The sequence below is a fragment of the Sebaldella sp. S0638 genome, from assembly GCF_024158605.1.
Classification (GTDB): Bacteria; Fusobacteriota; Fusobacteriia; order Fusobacteriales; family Leptotrichiaceae; genus Sebaldella.
Window position 1 is genome coordinate 19114 of the sequence record NZ_JAMZGM010000016.1, and the last position, 17001, is coordinate 36114.

Below are 17001 nucleotides of genomic sequence, written 5' to 3' on the forward strand. Positions count from 1 at the left end.
AAAATGGAGGAGAAATGTATCATATAAATGAGATTTCAAAATTAATAAATGGAAAGATCATAGGGGAGGATAACTTAGAATTTTCTAAGTTATCTCCTTTTTTTGAAGCAGATCCTGAGGATCTCACATTTGCAGCTGATGAAAATATGCTGAAAAATATAAGCGGAACTAAAGCAAAAGCAGTTATAGTTCCTGTCATGGAAGAGTATCCTACAGGAAAGACATATATTGTTTTGGAACAGAATCCAAGAAATGTACTTCCGATACTTCTTAATTTTTTTAAACTAAAAATGCAAAAACCTGAAAAACAAACAGAGGACAGTGCTAAAATAGGTGAAAACGTAACGATAGGAATAAATTCATATATAGGACATAATGTGGAATTAGGTGAAAATACAGTTATTTACCCTAATGTGACTATTATGGAAGGCGTAAAAATAGGGAAAAACTCTATAATTTATTCCAATGCAGTAGTAAGAGAATTTTGTATATTAGGTGAAAATGTGATATTACAGCCGGGAGCAGTAATAGGAGCAGATGGTTTTGGTTTTATAAAAGATAAAAATGGTAATAATGTAAAAATAGAGCAGATAGGAAATGTAATTTTGGAAAATGACGTAGAAATAGGGGCTAACTCATGTGTAGACAGAGGGGCCATAGGTTCTACAATTGTAAAAAGAGGAACTAAAATAGACAATCTTGTACATATAGCCCATAATGACATAATAGGTGAAAATTGCTTTATAATAGCACAAACAGGTATTTCAGGAAGTGTGGAAGTAGGGAATAATTCTGTTCTTGCCGGTCAGGTAGGAGTGGCAGGGCATTTGAAGATAGGGAATAATGTAGTAGTAGCAGCAAAATCAGGGATTACAAACGATATACCCGATAATTCAAAAATGTCCGGTTATCCGCTGAGACCGCATATGGAAGACCTTAGAATAAAAATGTCTATGGGAAAAGTTCCGGAATTAATCAAAAGAGTAAAAGAACTGGAAAAAATATTAAAAAAAGAAGAGAAATAATAATTTATGGTCGTTTAATATTTTCATAGTGATGACAGCGGCAGGGTAGGGCAGTCGTAAGTTTATCTTGACTATGAATAATAAATAATGTAAAATTAAATCACCATAAATAAGAGGGAGTTGTATAAATGAAAAGACTTTTTTTTCTGATCATAATATGTCTGTTCATGGTGAGTTGTGGAAAGCAGGCAGACAATACTGTGGAGAAATTTATAGACAACATTAAAAGCAAAAAAATTGATGCAGCAATGAAATATGTAAAAAATGAAAATGTTGCTAAAGATATGGAAATAATGGAAATATCTTATAAAAATAAAACACAGGAAGCTATTTTTGAAGCATTATTTAAGAATATGAATTATAAAGTACTTCAGACAAAAAAAGAGTCAGATGAGCTGACTATAGTGAAGGTAGAAATAGAAAACGTAGATATAAAAGGTGTTTTTATGAGATTGTTTGAGGAAACAATACAGGATATGTCAGCAGGTGGTGAGGAATCAAAAGCTGATGATCACAGCACGCTGGAAAAGAAGCTCATAGAAATTCTGAATGATAAAAATGTACCTAAAACAAAAGCAGTAACTGAATTCGCAGTTTATAACACAAAAGACGGAAATAAAATAGAGCTGACTCCGGATAATGTAAATATTATGTTCGGTCAGATTTCATCACTTGGAGGTTTTGCAAAATCGGACGAAAGTTCTGAAGAAAAGAAAACAGAACCTGAGGATATTCAGCCAAAACCACAACCAATGCAGAAAAAATAAGGCACATAAGTGCCTTTTTTACTGCACGGAATTTTGTTAATTAAGTAACTTATTGGAGAGATAAGGAGATAAATATGTATGATAATGTAACAGAGGCTAAAAGATGCATAGCCTGTAAAGTACCTTTCTGTGAGAAAGGATGCCCGGTAAGTACACCTATAAAAGAAATAATACAAATGTATTTAAATAATAAAATACTTGAAGCCGGTGATATTTTATTTAAAAATAATCCTCTTTCAATAGTATGTTCTATTGTATGCCCTCATGAAAAGCAATGTGAAGGAAGCTGTATTCTGAACAGAAAATCAAGAGGGGTAGAGTTTGGAAAAATAGAAAATGAAATTTCAAACTGCTATATTGATAATGTAGACTTTGCCATACATAAGCTGAATGACAGAAAATCAAGAGTTGCGATTATAGGAGGCGGACCGGCGGGGATAGCTATTGCATTTATACTGGCCTTTAAAGGATATGATATTACAATATATGAGTCACATTCACAGATCGGCGGTGTCCTAAGATATGGTATTCCTGAATTCAGACTGCCAAAGGTTACAATTGACAAGCTGGAGAAAAAACTTATGGAAATAGGTGTAAAAATAAGACCGAATATATTGATCGGCCCTACTTTAACACTGGATGATATTTTTAATGACGGTTACGGAGCTATTTTCATAGGCACAGGAACATGGAATCCAAGAAAATTAAAAATAAAAGGTGAAGCTTTAGGTAATGTTCATTATGCAATTGACTATTTAAAGTCGCCTGAATACTATAAACTTGGGGAAAAAATAGTAATAATAGGTGCCGGAAATGTGGCGATAGATGCAGCAAGGACTATGATAAGAAATGGTGCCAAAGAGGTTCTTCTTTTGAACAGAGAGGGAGAAACAGGAATAACTGCTAATAGAAAAGAGTTTAATGATGCAGTAGCTGAAGGCGTACAGGTAATGAATTTCAAAACCGTACTTGAAATAAAAGACGACGGTGTAGTAATAGCCAATACAGAGTTAACTGAAAAAGACGGTGTAACAGACTATAGTGTGGATTATGACAGTGAACGCTTTTATAAATGCGATTCTGTAGTAGTGGCAATAAGCCAGGGACCAAGGTCAAATATAGTTTCTGCGAATAAAGATCTGGAGATAAATGACAGAGGACTGATAGTGACTAATATAGACGGGAGTACCACTAAAAAGGGAGTGTTCTCAGGCGGAGATGTAGTTACAGGTGCTAAAACAGTGGTTGAAGCTGTAAAGATGTCTAAAATAATAGCAGAAAAAATGGATGAATATATGAGAAACGAATATAAATAACAAGAAAGGACAGACATAATGGGAAAATTAATAAAAGGCGTAAGCAAAAATGCCAGATTTTTTATATGTGATACAAAAGATCTGGTTCAGGAAGCTATGGATATACATTCGTGCAGTGCTACCGGTATATCAATACTGGGGAGAGTTCTTACAGCAGCAGGAATGATGGGAAAAGATCTGAAAAGTGAAAGTGATTCGCTGACAATAAGAATAAACGGCGACGGTCCTGCAGGAACAATTATAACTACTGCCAACATGAATGGTGAAGTAAAGGGGTATATGAGCAATCCTCAGGTAGATACAGAAGAACATGACACAGGACAGATACAGATAGGAAAAGCCGTGGGGAACGGGACAATGTATGTAATAAAAGATATGGGACTGAAAGATCCTTTTTCCGGGCTTGTTCAGCTGCAAACAGGAGAAATAGGCGATGACCTCGCATATTATTTTTATACATCGGAACAAATACCGTCAGTAGTAGCGCTAGGGGTAAAAGTAAATCAGGATTATAAAATATCATGCGCCGGAGGATTTATTATCCAGCTGCTTCCCGGAGCGGAAAATGAATTTATAGACAGGCTAGAAGAAAAATTAAAAGCAATAAGACCAGTTACAGAGCTTTTTGAAGGCGGATTTGATATATACAGAATAGCAAAACTGCTTTATGAAGATATGGGAAGCGATGTGGAGGGGAAACTCATAGAAGATTACGAAATACTTGAGGAATCAGAGCTTTCTTATAAATGTGACTGTTCAAAAGAAAGATATCTGAGAGGACTTATAACACTTGGAAGAAAAGAAATAGAGCAGATTCTTGAAGAAGACGGCGGGAAAATGGAAGTGGAATGCCACTTCTGTATGAAAAAATACGAATTCACAAAAGAAGACTTTGATGGTATAGATTTTTAGTATCAGAATGAAGACAAATATAACAAAAGTATTTCATTTGTGTAAAACAGGAAACACTTTTTTGCAATGTGTAAAATATTTTTAAATTAACAGGCTTAAAAGCTTTTAAAATATGATATAATAAAATTCAGGAGGTAAAAATGGAAGACAGATTTTTATATAGTGAGGCAGATGATACTATTTTTATAAAAATAGAAGGAAATGCCACTATGAAGAACAGTAAAACATTATCAGATCTTTTAGCCGAAATATTCAAAGGTGAGAAGAAGAATCTGGTTTTTGAAATGTCTGATTGCAACTACCTGGATAGTACATTTCTGGGTTTGATAGCCAAATGTGCCCTTGAAATAAAGAAAACATGGAATTCTACATTATATATAATGAATGCTTCAAATATGGTATTAAGCGGTTTGAAACAAACAGGAATAGATAAATTCGTGGAGAAAATAGAGGACAGTTCACTGCAATTAAAGGCATCAGAGCTGGAAAAACAGGATTTTGGCGATAAAAAAGAAAAAACACTGCATATTCTGGAAATGCATAAAACTTTGATGGAACTTAATGAAAAGAATAAAGAGACATTTCAGAATGTAGTAAATATGATAGAAAAAGATCTGAATAAATAGGAAATCAGAATTTTGTCATTGTGAATAATAAATAAGAATTTGCTGATTAGGGGAGTACCTTTTTCAGTTTTTCTTGTTTTTGAATATAGTGAAAAAGATAATTTGCCGGAGTTTGGCAGAGGGCAGGCGGGTTACAGCCTGAAAGAGCCGGCTGTATGTGAGACCTGTACTCATGCTATTATCCGGTTGAATATTACATAATAAAAAATAGTAAACACTTACATATAATTTATAATAAAGGAGATTAGTCGGAAATGTCAAAACTTAAAATAGGAGTCATAAGAGGAGGAATCTCTTCTGAGAGAGAAGTGTCACTTAAATCCGGTGAGGGAATAATAAAGGAACTGAATAAAGATAAATATGATGTAAAAGATATAATATTAAATGAGAAAAATGATATTTTTACTTCTTTGGACGGACTGGATTTTGTGTTTCTTGGGTTACACGGAAAATTCGGGGAAGACGGAAAGATTCAGGCGATACTGGAAACAATGGATATACCTTATACAGGATGCGGTGTTCTGGCTAGTTCACTATGTATGGATAAAGATATAACTAAGCACATAATGAGAAGTTACGGTATTAGAACTGCTAAATGGATTGCCATTAGAGATGGCGAAGAGTGTAATTATTCTGAAGTAATAAGTTATCTGGGCGATGATATAATAGCCAAACCTAATTCAGGCGGTTCCAGCGTAGGAGTTCATTTTATCAAGAATGAGCAGGAATTTTGCGAAGCATTAAAGGATATATTCACTATAGATAAAGAAGTGATGATAGAAGAAGTATTGAGAGGCGTGGAAATATCCGTACCGATCATTGACGGGAAAGTTTATCCCACACTGTGTATAGAGCCGAAAGCCGGTACTTTCTTTGATTATGCATCAAAATATGAAGTAGGCGGTGCTGATGAGTATGTAGTGGAATTCGAAAAGGAACTTCAGGATGAAATAAACGATCTGACAGAGAGAGCCTACCATGCAGTGAAATGTGAAGGGTATGCTAGAATAGACTTTATGCTTAAAGACAATAAACCTTACCTGATGGAAATAAACACGCTTCCCGGAATGACAATGACAAGTCTTGTACCGAAAAGTCTGAAGCATCTCGGTGTGAGTTATTCAGAATTGCTGGATAAACTTATAGAAGTGTCTTTAAAGATAAAAAGATAAAAAGATAAATATTGGAGAGGTGATAATATGGAATTAAATAAAATACCTAGTTTTACAATAGATCATATAAAACTGGAACCCGGAATTTATGTTTCAAGAATAGATGAAGTAGGCGGAGATTATGTTACTACTTTTGATATGAGACTGAAAAAACCAAATGCGGAGCCTGTGATAAATATAGCAGAACTGCATACAATAGAGCATTTAGGAGCTACTTTTCTGAGAAATGATGAAGAATGGAAAGATAAAGTGGTTTATTTCGGGCCGATGGGATGCAGAACAGGATGTTATCTGCTGTTAAAGGGAAGACTTGAATCAAAAGATATACTTGATCTGGTAAAAAGAATGTGGCAGTTTATCAGCACATTTGACGGGGATATTCCGGGAGCTACTGCTAAAGACTGTGGAAATTACCTCGATCAAAATCTTCCAATGGCAAGATATGAAGCAAAAAAATATCTGGAAAGAATGGAAAAGTTTACAGAAAGTAACTTAGTATATCCTGAATAGAATCATAATATAAATTTAGTGAAAGTGAAAAAAGCAGGGAAAATCCCGTTTTTGGAAATTTCACTTTACTTAAAATAGGAGAAGAAATATGAAATTAGTGGATACACACGCACATATATATGACGAGAAGTTCGCAGGTGATTTTGACGATATAATGAACAGAATAAATAATGAACTGGACTTCGTGGTTAGTATTGGTTATGATATGGAATCTTCGGAAAAAAGTATAGCTTTATCTGAAAAATACGAAAAAATATATAGTGTAATAGGGTTTCATCCCACAGAAATAAAAAAATACAGTATAGAAGCAGAAAAAAAGCTTGAAGAGCTTGCTAAGAATTCTAAAGTAGTGGCGATTGGAGAAATCGGGCTTGATTATTATTGGATGGAAGATCCGAAAGAAGAGCAGAAAAAAATATTCAGAATGCAGATGGAACTCGCAAGAAGGGCAAAGCTTCCGGTGGTTATCCATACAAGAGATGCTATGGAAGATACTGTAAATATACTTGAAGAATATAAGGATCTTGGAGGAATACTGCATTGTTATCCGGGTTCTTATGAAACAGCGAAAAAAGTAATGGACAGATATTATTTTGGAATCGGCGGGGTAGTTACTTTTAAGAATAATAAGATTACAAAAGAAACAGTAAAAAAACTTCCGCTGGAAAGAATAGTAATAGAGACAGACTGTCCTTATCTTACACCCGAGCCGTTCAGAGGAAAAAGAAATGAACCTGTATATGTAAAATATATAGCAGAAAAAATTGCAGAAATAAAAGGAATACCTTTGGAACAGGTTATAGAAGTTACTACTAATAATGCAAAAAATATTTATTCCATATGATCTTCAGAGAAAAATTTGACAAAAAAATCTTAAAATGATATCATATAACGGTGTTAATTATTAAAAAAAAGGAGAGATTTATGGAAAAAAACACAAAATTAATGTACATTTTGGCAATTTTTATTAGCTTCATTTCACCGTTGATTTTCTTTATAAATGCAAAATCAGCAGAAGAAAAGGAAGATGCAAAATTAAGCTTGAATTTTGAAATTAGCTATACAATAATTATGTTTGTAGTAGGGGTAGTAGTTAATATAATAACTTTTATCGTGCCTACTATAGGTATGATTTTATCTTTAGCATATTTAGTGATTTGGGTATGGCATGCATTTATTGATTATAAAGCAATGAAAGCAGTTGAAGAAGGAAAAACTCCAGAATTTCCTATCAACTTTAATTTAGTAAAATAAAAGTTATTTCAGAAGATATCATAAAAAGGCATTCAAAATTATTATTTTGTATGTCTTTTTTGTTTAATCAAATACTTTATAATAATGGAGGAAATATGTTATTAAAGATAAATTATAAAAATATACCAGATAATAGAATAATACCGACTGAAGCTGTTATAGTTATGTGTAAGTCTGGAAAAGAGATCATTTTAAATTTAAACGGCAATAAATACATACATATAATATACAATGATGACAAAGATGTGAATGAAGATTTTGAATTGATACAATCGGTTTGGTATCTAAAAGAATATGAAGGGAAAAATTTTATATTTTTAAAAAATCATGTACATAGTTAATATTTATTAAAGATAAAAATCTGGTTTGCAAAATTATTCAAAATATATATTTAAATTATTTACTGAGAAATAGTTCTAAGAAAATAATGCTTTTAGTATATCAAGTTATTTTTAGTAAATATTATAAAGAGCATTTTTTATACAAAAAATTGAATTGAAAAAAACTCTGACAAGAGGTAGAATAGTATAAGACATGAAGTTTCAATAAAATTTTTTTATACATAAGGAGAAATTATGAAAATAATAGGAATAGGAACAGATATAATAGAAATAGACAGGATAAAAGATGCTATAAATAACGTAAAAACATTTAAAGGAAGAGTTTTTACCAAAAATGAAATAGAACATGTAGAAAAGCGAAAAAATCCTTATCCCAGCTATGCCGGAAGATTCGCAGCAAAGGAAGCGGTGTCTAAGGCAATAGGGACAGGTTTCAGAGGATTTAATCTCGTAGATATAGAAGTATATAATGATGAACTGGGTAAGCCTTACCTGAGATTTTATAACGATTTGAAAGAATTAATGAAGGATGTGGAATTTCAGATAAGTATATCACATAGTAAGGAATATGCAGTTTCAACAGTTATTTTGTATAAAGAAGAATAATGTAAACTACCATATAAAAAAATTATTTTTGAAAACAAATAAAAATAAAAAATTACTTTGTAAATCAAATAAAAAAATAGATGTTTGAAACATTTGAAATACTTTCTGATAAAAATATAAGAAGAAAGCAGAAAATTTATTTAATATTCCTTTACGGAGTTTTATTTTATATGAAAAAATATATCTTTTTTGTTTTAGAAACAAATTTGTAAGAATATCCTGAACATTAGAAAAAATCATGGAAAATAAGAATATGAATTCATGATTTTTTTTATTTATATTATAATAGTATGTAGCTATATAAAAAATATATAAATAAAAATTTATCGAAAAATAAATTGTAATTATTACAATTTTATACTCGAATTACTTAATATAGGCTCGGTATCGAATATTTTGAATCAAAATATTTTGAAACCAAAATAATTTTGATGATTGACTACTTTGGTATTATATAGTAGAATAATTGTATATATATTATTTATGGAGGTCGAAATGAGTTTATTGGAGCTTAAGGAACTAAAAGCTAAAGTTGAAGATAAAGAAATTTTAAAAGGATTGAACCTTAATATAAATAAAGGGGAAGTACATGTTATTATGGGGCCTAACGGAGCCGGAAAATCAACTCTGGCAAGTGTTTTGGTAGGACATCCTAAATATGAAATTTCAGGCGGGGACATAATTTTTGACGGTGAAGAGATAAATGATCTGGGTGTGGATGAAAGAGCACAAAAAGGAATGTTTTTATCTTTTCAGTATCCTGAGGAAATACCGGGATTAACTGTGGAAGATTTTTTGAGAGCTGCTAAAGAAGCAGTATCAGGAGAAAAACAATATTTTATGCAGTTTCATCAGGAATTAGTAGAAAAAATGGAAAAACTTCATATAGACCCTACATATGCAGACAGACATCTGAATGTGGGATTCTCAGGGGGAGAAAAAAAGAAAAATGAAATACTGCAAATGGCAGTTTTGGAACCAAAACTGGCAATTTTGGATGAAACAGATTCCGGACTTGACAGAGATGCTACAAAGATAGTTTTTGAAGGTGTACAAAAGCTGAAAAATGATGATAACGCACTTCTTATAATAACTCATTATAACAAGGTACTTGATTATCTGAAACCTGACTTTGTCCATATATTAATGGATGGAAAAATAGTGAAAAGCGGCGGGATAGAGCTGGTGGAATATATTGAGAAAAAGGGATACCAAAAAATGAGGGAAGAATTAGGACTTTAAAAAAGAGGTGAATGATTTGGAAGACAGAAAGAAAACTTATATCGCCGATATTGAAAGAGGCGTTTATGATATAAAAGATGAAATGAAACATGAATTTACCACTAAAAAGGGTTTGACAGAGGAGATAATAAGAACAATTTCCAAAGAAAAAAATGAACCTGAATGGATGCTTGAACACAGACTGAAATCATTGGAAGTATATAATTCCAAGCCTATGCCTAAATGGGGTGCTGACTTATCTGATTTAGACGTAGACGATATTATCCACTATCTGCGTCCTGACAGCAAAATAATGAGTGATTCATGGGATGATGTACCTGATTATATAAAAAATACTTTTGACAGGCTGGGAATACCTGAGGCTGAAAAACAGTCACTTGCAGGAGTGGGTGCGCAGTATGACTCAGAAGTGGTATACCATAGTATTCATGAGGAACTGGTAAAACAGGGAGTTATTTATACCGATATTGAGACAGCACTAAGAGAACACGAAGATATAGTAAAAGAGTATTTTATGAAGCTGATAACTATGAATGATCATAAATTCGCCGCATTGCACGGAGCTGTGTGGTCAGGGGGATCATTTGTATATGTGCCGAAAGGTGTAAAAGTAGACAAACCCTTACAGTCATATTTCAGGCTAAATGCTGCTGAAGCAGGACAGTTTGAGCATACACTTATAGTAGTGGAAGAAGGGGCAGATCTGCACTTCATAGAAGGATGTTCAGCGCCGAAATACCAGAAAAACGCGCTTCACGCCGGAGCAGTGGAATTATTTATAAAAAAAGGCGGAAGACTAAGATATTCGACTATAGAAAACTGGTCTAGAAATATGTATAATCTGAATACCAAAAGAGCAACAGTGGATACAGACGGAGTAATAGAATGGGTATCAGGATCATTTGGATCAAGAGTATCAATGCTTTATCCTATGAGTATACTTAAAGGAGAGCGTGCAAGATGTGAATTTACAGGAATTACTTTTGCTTCTACAGGACAGTATCTGGATACAGGATCAAAGGTAATACATGCAGCGCCGTATACTACATCTAATGTACATTCCAAGTCTATTTCCAAAAACGGAGGTACGGCTTTATACAGAGGACTTCTGAGAGTGGCACCCAATGCACACGGATGTAAGTCTACCGTGGAATGCGAGTCACTGATGCTTGATAATGAATCAAGATCAGATACTATACCTATTATAGAAATACACAATGATAACATTGATATCGGGCATGAAGCCAAAATTGGAAGAATAAGCGAAGAAGCTATTTTTTATTTAATGTCAAGAGGGATTAGCAAGGATGAGGCAAAAGCCATGATAGTAAGAGGATTCGTGGAGCCGATTTCCAAAGAGCTGCCGCTTGAATACGCAGTTGAGTTAAATAAACTAATAGAGCTGGAGCTGGAAGGTACTATAGGATAGGAGGACACTTTGATGTTTAACGAAGATAATATAAAAGAGCTTGATAATTATCAGTTTAGAATAGATAACTTTAAAAAATATTCAGCTTTGTCAGCACCGAAATGGAAAAGAATCAGTCATAATGTGGAGGTTCCTGAAAATTATAAAAAATTTGACGGGGTTTCTGTATCAAATGCGGAACAGGACGGTCTTACAGTAAAGAATATAAACGAAGCATTTCAGGATATGGGAAAGTACAATAATGACAATGAATACGGGCTGAATGAATTTTTTAACACACAGGTATATTCATTTTATAACAGCGGGAAATTTATTCATATAGGTGAAAGAAAAAAACTTGAAAATACAGTATGCATAAATTATAATTTTAATAAGGAAAATAATCTGCTTATTGATTATAACGTAATTGTAGCAGAGGATTTTTCAGAAGGAACAATTATTATAAATTATAATTCAGAAGATGATACAGAAGCATATCATAACGGAATGATCAAAATAATAGCTAAGCCAAACTCGAAGATTAAGGTCATAAAGATACAGAATCTGAATCTGAACAGTTATAACTTCGAGGGGAGCAAAGCAGAGGTTTTTGGAAGTGCTGATGTGGCTATTTACAGTATGGAAATGGGAGCAAAGGTAAATGCCGTGAGTAATAAAAACTATCTTGAGGAAGATGGTTCCAAAATAGAAATATGGCCCGGTTATCTTGCTGACAAAGACAGAAAGGTAGACCTTGAATACTCGGTAATATTCAGAGGAAGAGATACTGCCGGTGTAATAGAAGGAAGAGGAGCTGTAAAGGATACTGCAAGAAAGGTATTCAGAGGAAATCTTTATTTTAAGAAAGGCGCAAGACACTCTGTGGGAAAAGAAGGGGAGTTTGCTATTCTGCTGGATAAAGGTGTAAGATCTGACTCTATTCCGGGATTATTCTGTGATGAGGATGATGTAATAGGAGAACACTCTGCAAGTATAGGTAAAGTAGATGAAAGTAAACTGTTTTATCTGATGAGCAGAGGTTTAACAGAAAATAATGCTAAGAAGCTCATAATAGAGTCTTCTTTCAAACCTATACTAAACAGTATAGATGACCTTGAAATGAAAAATAAACTGCTGGAAGAACTGGAAAAAAGAATATAAGGAGCTCAATATGGAAATAAAAAAAGAATTTCCAATTTTTGATGATGAAAATCTGCATTATCTTGATACTGCCGCAACATCGCAAAAACCCCAGGTAGTGCTGGACAGTATAGAGAGATATTATAAAACCTATAACGGGAATCCCGGAAGAGGTTCCTACAAGCTGGTGATGGATTCCACAAGAATTTTTGAGGATTCAAGAAAGACAGTACAAAGGTTTTTGAATGCAAAAGAAAAAGAGGAAATAATATTTACCAAAAGCACAACTGAATCTATAAATCTGCTGGCTTATTCATTTGGTCTGGAATTTATCAACGAAGGTGACGAAATAATACTTGGTATTACCAATCATCATGCAAATATAGTTCCGTGGCAGATGGTAGCCAAAAAGAAAAAGGCAAAAATAAAGTATATTTATCTGCATGAAAACGGTCAATTTGATCTGGACGATTTTAAATATAAAATTAGTAAAAGGACAAAGATTGTAGCTTTTTCGGCAGTTTCTAACGTAACAGGAGTAATTCATCCTATAGATGAGGTAGTGGAAATAGCGCATAATAACGGTGCTTATGTATTAGTAGATGCTGCACAGGCTCTGCTGCATTTTCCTATAGATGTGCTAAAGAGTAATATTGATTTTCTTGCTTTTTCCGGACATAAATTATTTGCACCAATGGGGATAGGGGTCTTATACGGAAAGAGAAAACTTCTTGAAAAAATGCCGCCGTTTTTATTCGGCGGGGATATGATAGAGTTTGTAACTGAGCAGAATTCCACGTTTGCACCTATTCCGAATAAATTCGAGGGTGGTACGCAGAATGTAGAAGGAGCTTACGGACTTTCAGAAGCGATAAAATATCTTGAAGGAATAGGATATGACCAGATAAATAAAATAGAGCATGAATTGGAAATGAAAGCTCTTTTTGAACTTCGCAATCTTGGGTTCGTAGAAACTTATCATACTGAAAATGTGGAAAGAGTGGGAGTAATTGCATTTAATGTAAAAGGAGTTCACTCGCATGATGTAGCTTTTATACTGGATTATTACGGAGTTGGTGTAAGATCCGGACATCATTGTGCACAGCCGCTGATGAATTATTTGGAGATACCATCTTGCTGCAGGGCAAGTTTCAGTGTGTATAATGATGCAGGAGATGTAGAAAAGCTCATAGAAGGACTTAGAAAAGTAAAGGAAGTGTTCAAGCTATGAATTTAGAAAAATTATATCAACAGACGATTTTAGAATATAGCAATAGAAAAGACCTGAAAAGAGAGATGGACAGCCCGACTTATATAGAAAGAGGGCATAATCCTAACTGTGGTGATGATCTTACGCTGGAAATAAAACTAAATTCAGATAATATAATCGAAGATGCTGCTTTTTTAGGAAACGGATGTGCGATTTCATCAGCTTCCACAGCAATGCTTATTGATCTTATAAAAGGGAAAAGCATAGAGGAAGCAAAGGAAAAAGTAGATATTTTCTTTAAGATGATGGGGCAGAAAGAAAAGCTAAGCAGCGATGAAATGAAAAAACTGGGTGATGCAGTGCTTATGGAATATGTGGCTAATATGCCTGCAAGGATAAAATGTGCGACGCTCAGCTGGCACTCGCTCAGAGTGATTATTGATAAAAATGAAGAGAATAAGTAGGATTTTATCTTGCTTATTTTTTTTAAAAAAATATTGACATGCGCATAAAAAATACGTATAATATATTTATTAGCATACAGATTTAAAACCGTCAATGAAGTTTTCATCTGATCAAATTTGTAAGGAGATGCTAATGGACTATAGTTCAAGAGGTCTCATTAAACGATTAATAGAAGCTGGGTGGATATTGAAACGTTGTAATGGAAGCCATCACCAGTATATTAAAGGTGGGCGGGTTGTGACAGTACCACATCCCAGAAAAGATCTTAAATATGGGACGTATAATGCAATTTTAAAACAGTCAGGTCTGAAATAACTGGGTTTAATACCCAGTTTACCTGATTCAGGAGGTTTTTTATTATGGCTAGAAAAGATATTTATATTTATCCTGCTATTTTTGAAGAGGAGGATGGTGGATATAATATTAGTTTTCCAAATTTAGAGGGGGCGCTTACATGTGGGGATGACTTAAGTGATTCTTTATTCATGGCTAAAGATGTGTTAGGGTTATATTTATATACTTTAGAAGAGGATGGGACAGAATTACCAGAGCCTTCATTACCTAATAGAATAAAAGTCAAAGATAATCAATTTGTTCAGCTAATTGAAGTTTATATGCCGCCGATAAGGGATGAACAGGAAAATAGGCATATAAGAAAAAACGTAACTATTTCAAAATGGGTTAATGACTTGGCTGTAAAGAAAAAGATAAATTTCTCCGCAGTTTTAGAGTCAGCTTTGAAAGAAAAATTAGGTTATAGAAAATAAATTTAAGAAATTACTCTTTGAACTATCAGAAAGAGTAATTTTTATTATGAAAATATAGAAATATGGTATAATATTAAAAAGTTCAGGAGGTATATTTATGTCATGTTTAGGTGTACTTTTCAGCATTGATGATACTGAAGCCGAAAAGCTGAAAAAGATTAAGAGAGAAGATATCGTGGAGTATATTCAGGAGGAAATAGAAGAAGTTTATTTTGATGAAAAGCGGGAACAGCTGGCACAGCTAGATAAAGCCTGGGACGCTATACACAGGGCTTTCTGTAATAGCGAACTGTTATTTGAGGATGGAGAGCAGCCTTTGAGTCTTGTAATACTGGACGGTGAAATATTATACGGCGATGCAGACGAAGAAGATGACTATATAGTGTCGTTCAAAAGCGCGGAGCAGGTAAAATCAGTGTCAAAAGCCCTGAGAAATATTTCTGAGGAAGAATTCAGGAAAAAATATTTTGAAATTGATGAAGAAAAGTATGAGTATCCTTTAAGTGAAGAAGATTTTGAGTATTCATGGGGATGGCTGTCTGATACATTTGAATTTTGGGATTATGCAGCTAAAAATAATTTATCTGTGATTTTTACTGTAGATCAGTAGAAAAAGAACTTTCTATTTATTGTTATTTTTTAGTTTTTCATGCATTTGATGAAATATTTTTCATAAAATAAAAAAAAATTCAATAATTTTTATTTTTTAAGAAAATAGCTAAATCATATTTCATTTTTATATTGGTATAAATATTTTATATCGATTACATTCTAGACAATATAAAATATTTATGATATTTTATATATTGAGAATACTAAGTAGGAAAGGAAGTAGGATAGTGGATTATATTGATAGTATTTTAGAAAAAGTAGAATCAAGAGACGGACATGAGAAGGAATTCATGCAGGCAATGAAAGAAGTACTAAAGTCATTAGAACCGGTTATAGCAAAGCATCCTGAGTATCAGAAAAACGGAATTCTTGAAAGACTGGTAGAGCCTGAAAGACAAATAATCTTCAGAGTACCGTGGGTAAATGATGAAGGGAAAGTAATGGTAAACAGAGGTTACAGAGTACAGTATAACAGCGCCATGGGACCATATAAAGGCGGACTAAGGCTTCATCCTTCAGTTAATCTGGGAATAATAAAATTTTTGGGATTTGAGCAGATATTTAAGAATGCCCTTACCGGACTTCCAATAGGCGGGGGAAAAGGCGGATCAGATTTTGATCCTAAAGGGAAATCAGATAATGAAATAATGAGATTCTGCCAAAGTTTCATGAATGAATTATATAGACATATAGGTTTAAATACAGATGTTCCGGCGGGAGATATAGGTGTCGGAGGAAGAGAAATAGGTTATTTATTCGGGCAGTATAAAAAAATAAAAAATTCATATGATACAGGAATTCTCACAGGAAAAGGACTCGAATACTGGGGATCTCTTGTAAGAAAAGAAGCTACAGGGTATGGACTGGTTTATTTTATGGAAGAAATGCTTCAGGAGCATGATTCGACTTTTGAAAATAAAACAGTTGTTATTTCCGGATCAGGAAATGTTGCTATTTATGCACATGAAAAAGCTACACAGCTGGGAGCAAAAGTGATAGCCATGAGTGATTCATCAGGATATATAATAGACAGAAACGGAATAAATCTGGATACTGTAAAAAAACTGAAAGAAGTAGAAAGAAGAAGAATAAAGGATTATCTGGAATTTCATAAAGATGCTGAATTTTACGAAGGGTTTCAGGGAATATGGGATGTTAAATGCGATGTAGCGCTTCCATGTGCCACACAAAATGAAATAACTCTGAAAGAAGCTGAAAAAATGGTGGCAAATGGTGTTGTCGCTGTGGGAGAAGGAGCAAACATGCCTTGTCTTGATGAAGCAGTGGAATACTTTATTGCAAATAAAGTTCTTTTAGGTCCGGGTAAAGCTGCTAATGCCGGCGGAGTGGCTACTTCAGCTTTGGAAATGAGCCAGAACAGCATGAGACTTGCATGGACATTCGAAGAAGTAGACAAAAAGCTTCATGAAATAATGAAAAATATTTTCAAAGAATCAAAAAAAGCGGCAAGAGATTACGGAGTGCCTGGAAACTACGTAGTAGGAGCAAATATTGCAGGATTTAAGAAAGTAGCTAATGCTATGCTTGCACAGGGAGTAATATAATTTTTTTAATATATAATTTAATAATCCTTTACAGATACTAAAACGGTATCCGTAAAGGATTTT

General features: G+C 33.6%; 20 protein-coding genes. All 20 read left to right on the forward strand.

The genetic code is table 11. The annotated features are described in order from the left end of the window. Positions 1-14 precede the first annotated feature (14 nt). The 20 genes from lpxD (at position 15) to gdhA (ending at position 16938) form a co-directional block, all read left to right on the forward strand. Entirely contained in the window at positions 15-1025 is a 1011-nt protein-coding gene (gene lpxD / locus NK213_RS06620; RefSeq protein WP_253348056.1) for a UDP-3-O-(3-hydroxymyristoyl)glucosamine N-acyltransferase, read from the forward strand. Between the two features lie 128 nt (positions 1026-1153). Beyond that, positions 1154-1792, forward strand: a complete 639-nt coding sequence (locus NK213_RS06625; RefSeq protein WP_253348058.1) for a hypothetical protein — start codon at positions 1154-1156, stop codon at positions 1790-1792. A 74-nt stretch (positions 1793-1866) separates the two neighbouring features. Beyond that, positions 1867-3108 (forward strand): NAD(P)-dependent oxidoreductase, encoded by a 1242-nt coding sequence (locus NK213_RS06630; RefSeq protein ID WP_253348060.1) that lies wholly within the window; start codon positions 1867-1869, stop codon positions 3106-3108. Between the two features lie 18 nt (positions 3109-3126). Further along, the gene (gene hslO, locus NK213_RS06635; protein WP_253348062.1) at positions 3127-4020 is read left to right on the forward strand and encodes an Hsp33 family molecular chaperone HslO; all 894 of its coding nucleotides are present in this window, start codon (positions 3127-3129) and stop codon (positions 4018-4020) included. Positions 4021-4160: 140 nt separating this feature from the next. Then, entirely contained in the window at positions 4161-4646 is a 486-nt protein-coding gene (locus NK213_RS06640) for an STAS domain-containing protein (RefSeq protein ID WP_253348064.1), read from the forward strand. Positions 4647-4900: 254 nt separating this feature from the next. Beyond that, positions 4901-5818 carry a D-alanine--D-alanine ligase gene (locus NK213_RS06645; RefSeq protein ID WP_253348066.1) on the forward strand — a complete coding sequence of 306 codons (918 nt, stop codon included), beginning with the start codon at positions 4901-4903 and terminating at the stop codon, positions 5816-5818. Between the two features lie 27 nt (positions 5819-5845). Then, positions 5846-6328 (forward strand): S-ribosylhomocysteine lyase, encoded by a 483-nt coding sequence (locus tag NK213_RS06650; protein ID WP_253348068.1) that lies wholly within the window; start codon positions 5846-5848, stop codon positions 6326-6328. 88 nt (positions 6329-6416) lie between these two features. Further along, entirely contained in the window at positions 6417-7172 is a 756-nt protein-coding gene (locus tag NK213_RS06655; protein WP_253348069.1) for a TatD family hydrolase, read from the forward strand. Positions 7173-7252: 80 nt separating this feature from the next. Further along, positions 7253-7582: a DUF4870 domain-containing protein gene (locus NK213_RS06660; protein WP_253348071.1), complete on the forward strand. Its 330-nt coding sequence runs from the start codon at positions 7253-7255 to the stop codon at positions 7580-7582. Positions 7583-7677: 95 nt separating this feature from the next. Beyond that, a complete protein-coding gene (locus tag NK213_RS06665; protein ID WP_253348074.1) occupies positions 7678-7923 on the forward strand; it encodes a hypothetical protein in 246 nt (81 codons plus the stop codon). A 234-nt stretch (positions 7924-8157) separates the two neighbouring features. After that, the gene (gene acpS, locus NK213_RS06670) at positions 8158-8529 is read left to right on the forward strand and encodes a holo-ACP synthase (RefSeq protein ID WP_253348076.1); all 372 of its coding nucleotides are present in this window, start codon (positions 8158-8160) and stop codon (positions 8527-8529) included. Positions 8530-9024: 495 nt separating this feature from the next. Continuing rightward, positions 9025-9771 (forward strand): Fe-S cluster assembly ATPase SufC, encoded by a 747-nt coding sequence (sufC, locus tag NK213_RS06675; RefSeq protein ID WP_253348078.1) that lies wholly within the window; start codon positions 9025-9027, stop codon positions 9769-9771. 16 nt (positions 9772-9787) lie between these two features. After that, positions 9788-11200 (forward strand): Fe-S cluster assembly protein SufB, encoded by a 1413-nt coding sequence (gene sufB, locus NK213_RS06680; RefSeq protein WP_256478669.1) that lies wholly within the window; start codon positions 9788-9790, stop codon positions 11198-11200. Positions 11201-11212: 12 nt separating this feature from the next. Next, the gene (sufD, locus tag NK213_RS06685) at positions 11213-12340 is read left to right on the forward strand and encodes a Fe-S cluster assembly protein SufD (RefSeq protein WP_253348081.1); all 1128 of its coding nucleotides are present in this window, start codon (positions 11213-11215) and stop codon (positions 12338-12340) included. Between the two features lie 10 nt (positions 12341-12350). Next, positions 12351-13550: a SufS family cysteine desulfurase gene (locus tag NK213_RS06690; RefSeq protein ID WP_253348083.1), complete on the forward strand. Its 1200-nt coding sequence runs from the start codon at positions 12351-12353 to the stop codon at positions 13548-13550. Next, on the forward strand, positions 13547-13993 hold the full coding sequence (gene sufU / locus NK213_RS06695; protein WP_253348085.1) for a Fe-S cluster assembly sulfur transfer protein SufU: 447 nt from the start codon (positions 13547-13549) through the stop codon (positions 13991-13993). The genes NK213_RS06690 and sufU overlap by 4 nt, the downstream gene beginning before the upstream one ends. Positions 13994-14126: 133 nt before the next feature. After that, entirely contained in the window at positions 14127-14309 is a 183-nt protein-coding gene (locus NK213_RS06700) for a type II toxin-antitoxin system HicA family toxin (RefSeq protein ID WP_253348087.1), read from the forward strand. 44 nt (positions 14310-14353) lie between these two features. Further along, the gene (locus NK213_RS06705; protein WP_253348090.1) at positions 14354-14761 is read left to right on the forward strand and encodes a type II toxin-antitoxin system HicB family antitoxin; all 408 of its coding nucleotides are present in this window, start codon (positions 14354-14356) and stop codon (positions 14759-14761) included. A gap of 97 nt (positions 14762-14858) precedes the next feature. Beyond that, positions 14859-15371, forward strand: coding sequence for a YfbM family protein (locus NK213_RS06710; protein ID WP_253348092.1), 513 nt, complete (start codon positions 14859-14861; stop codon positions 15369-15371). Positions 15372-15600: 229 nt separating this feature from the next. Further along, positions 15601-16938 (forward strand): NADP-specific glutamate dehydrogenase, encoded by a 1338-nt coding sequence (gene gdhA, locus NK213_RS06715; RefSeq protein ID WP_253348094.1) that lies wholly within the window; start codon positions 15601-15603, stop codon positions 16936-16938. Positions 16939-17001 lie beyond the last annotated feature (63 nt).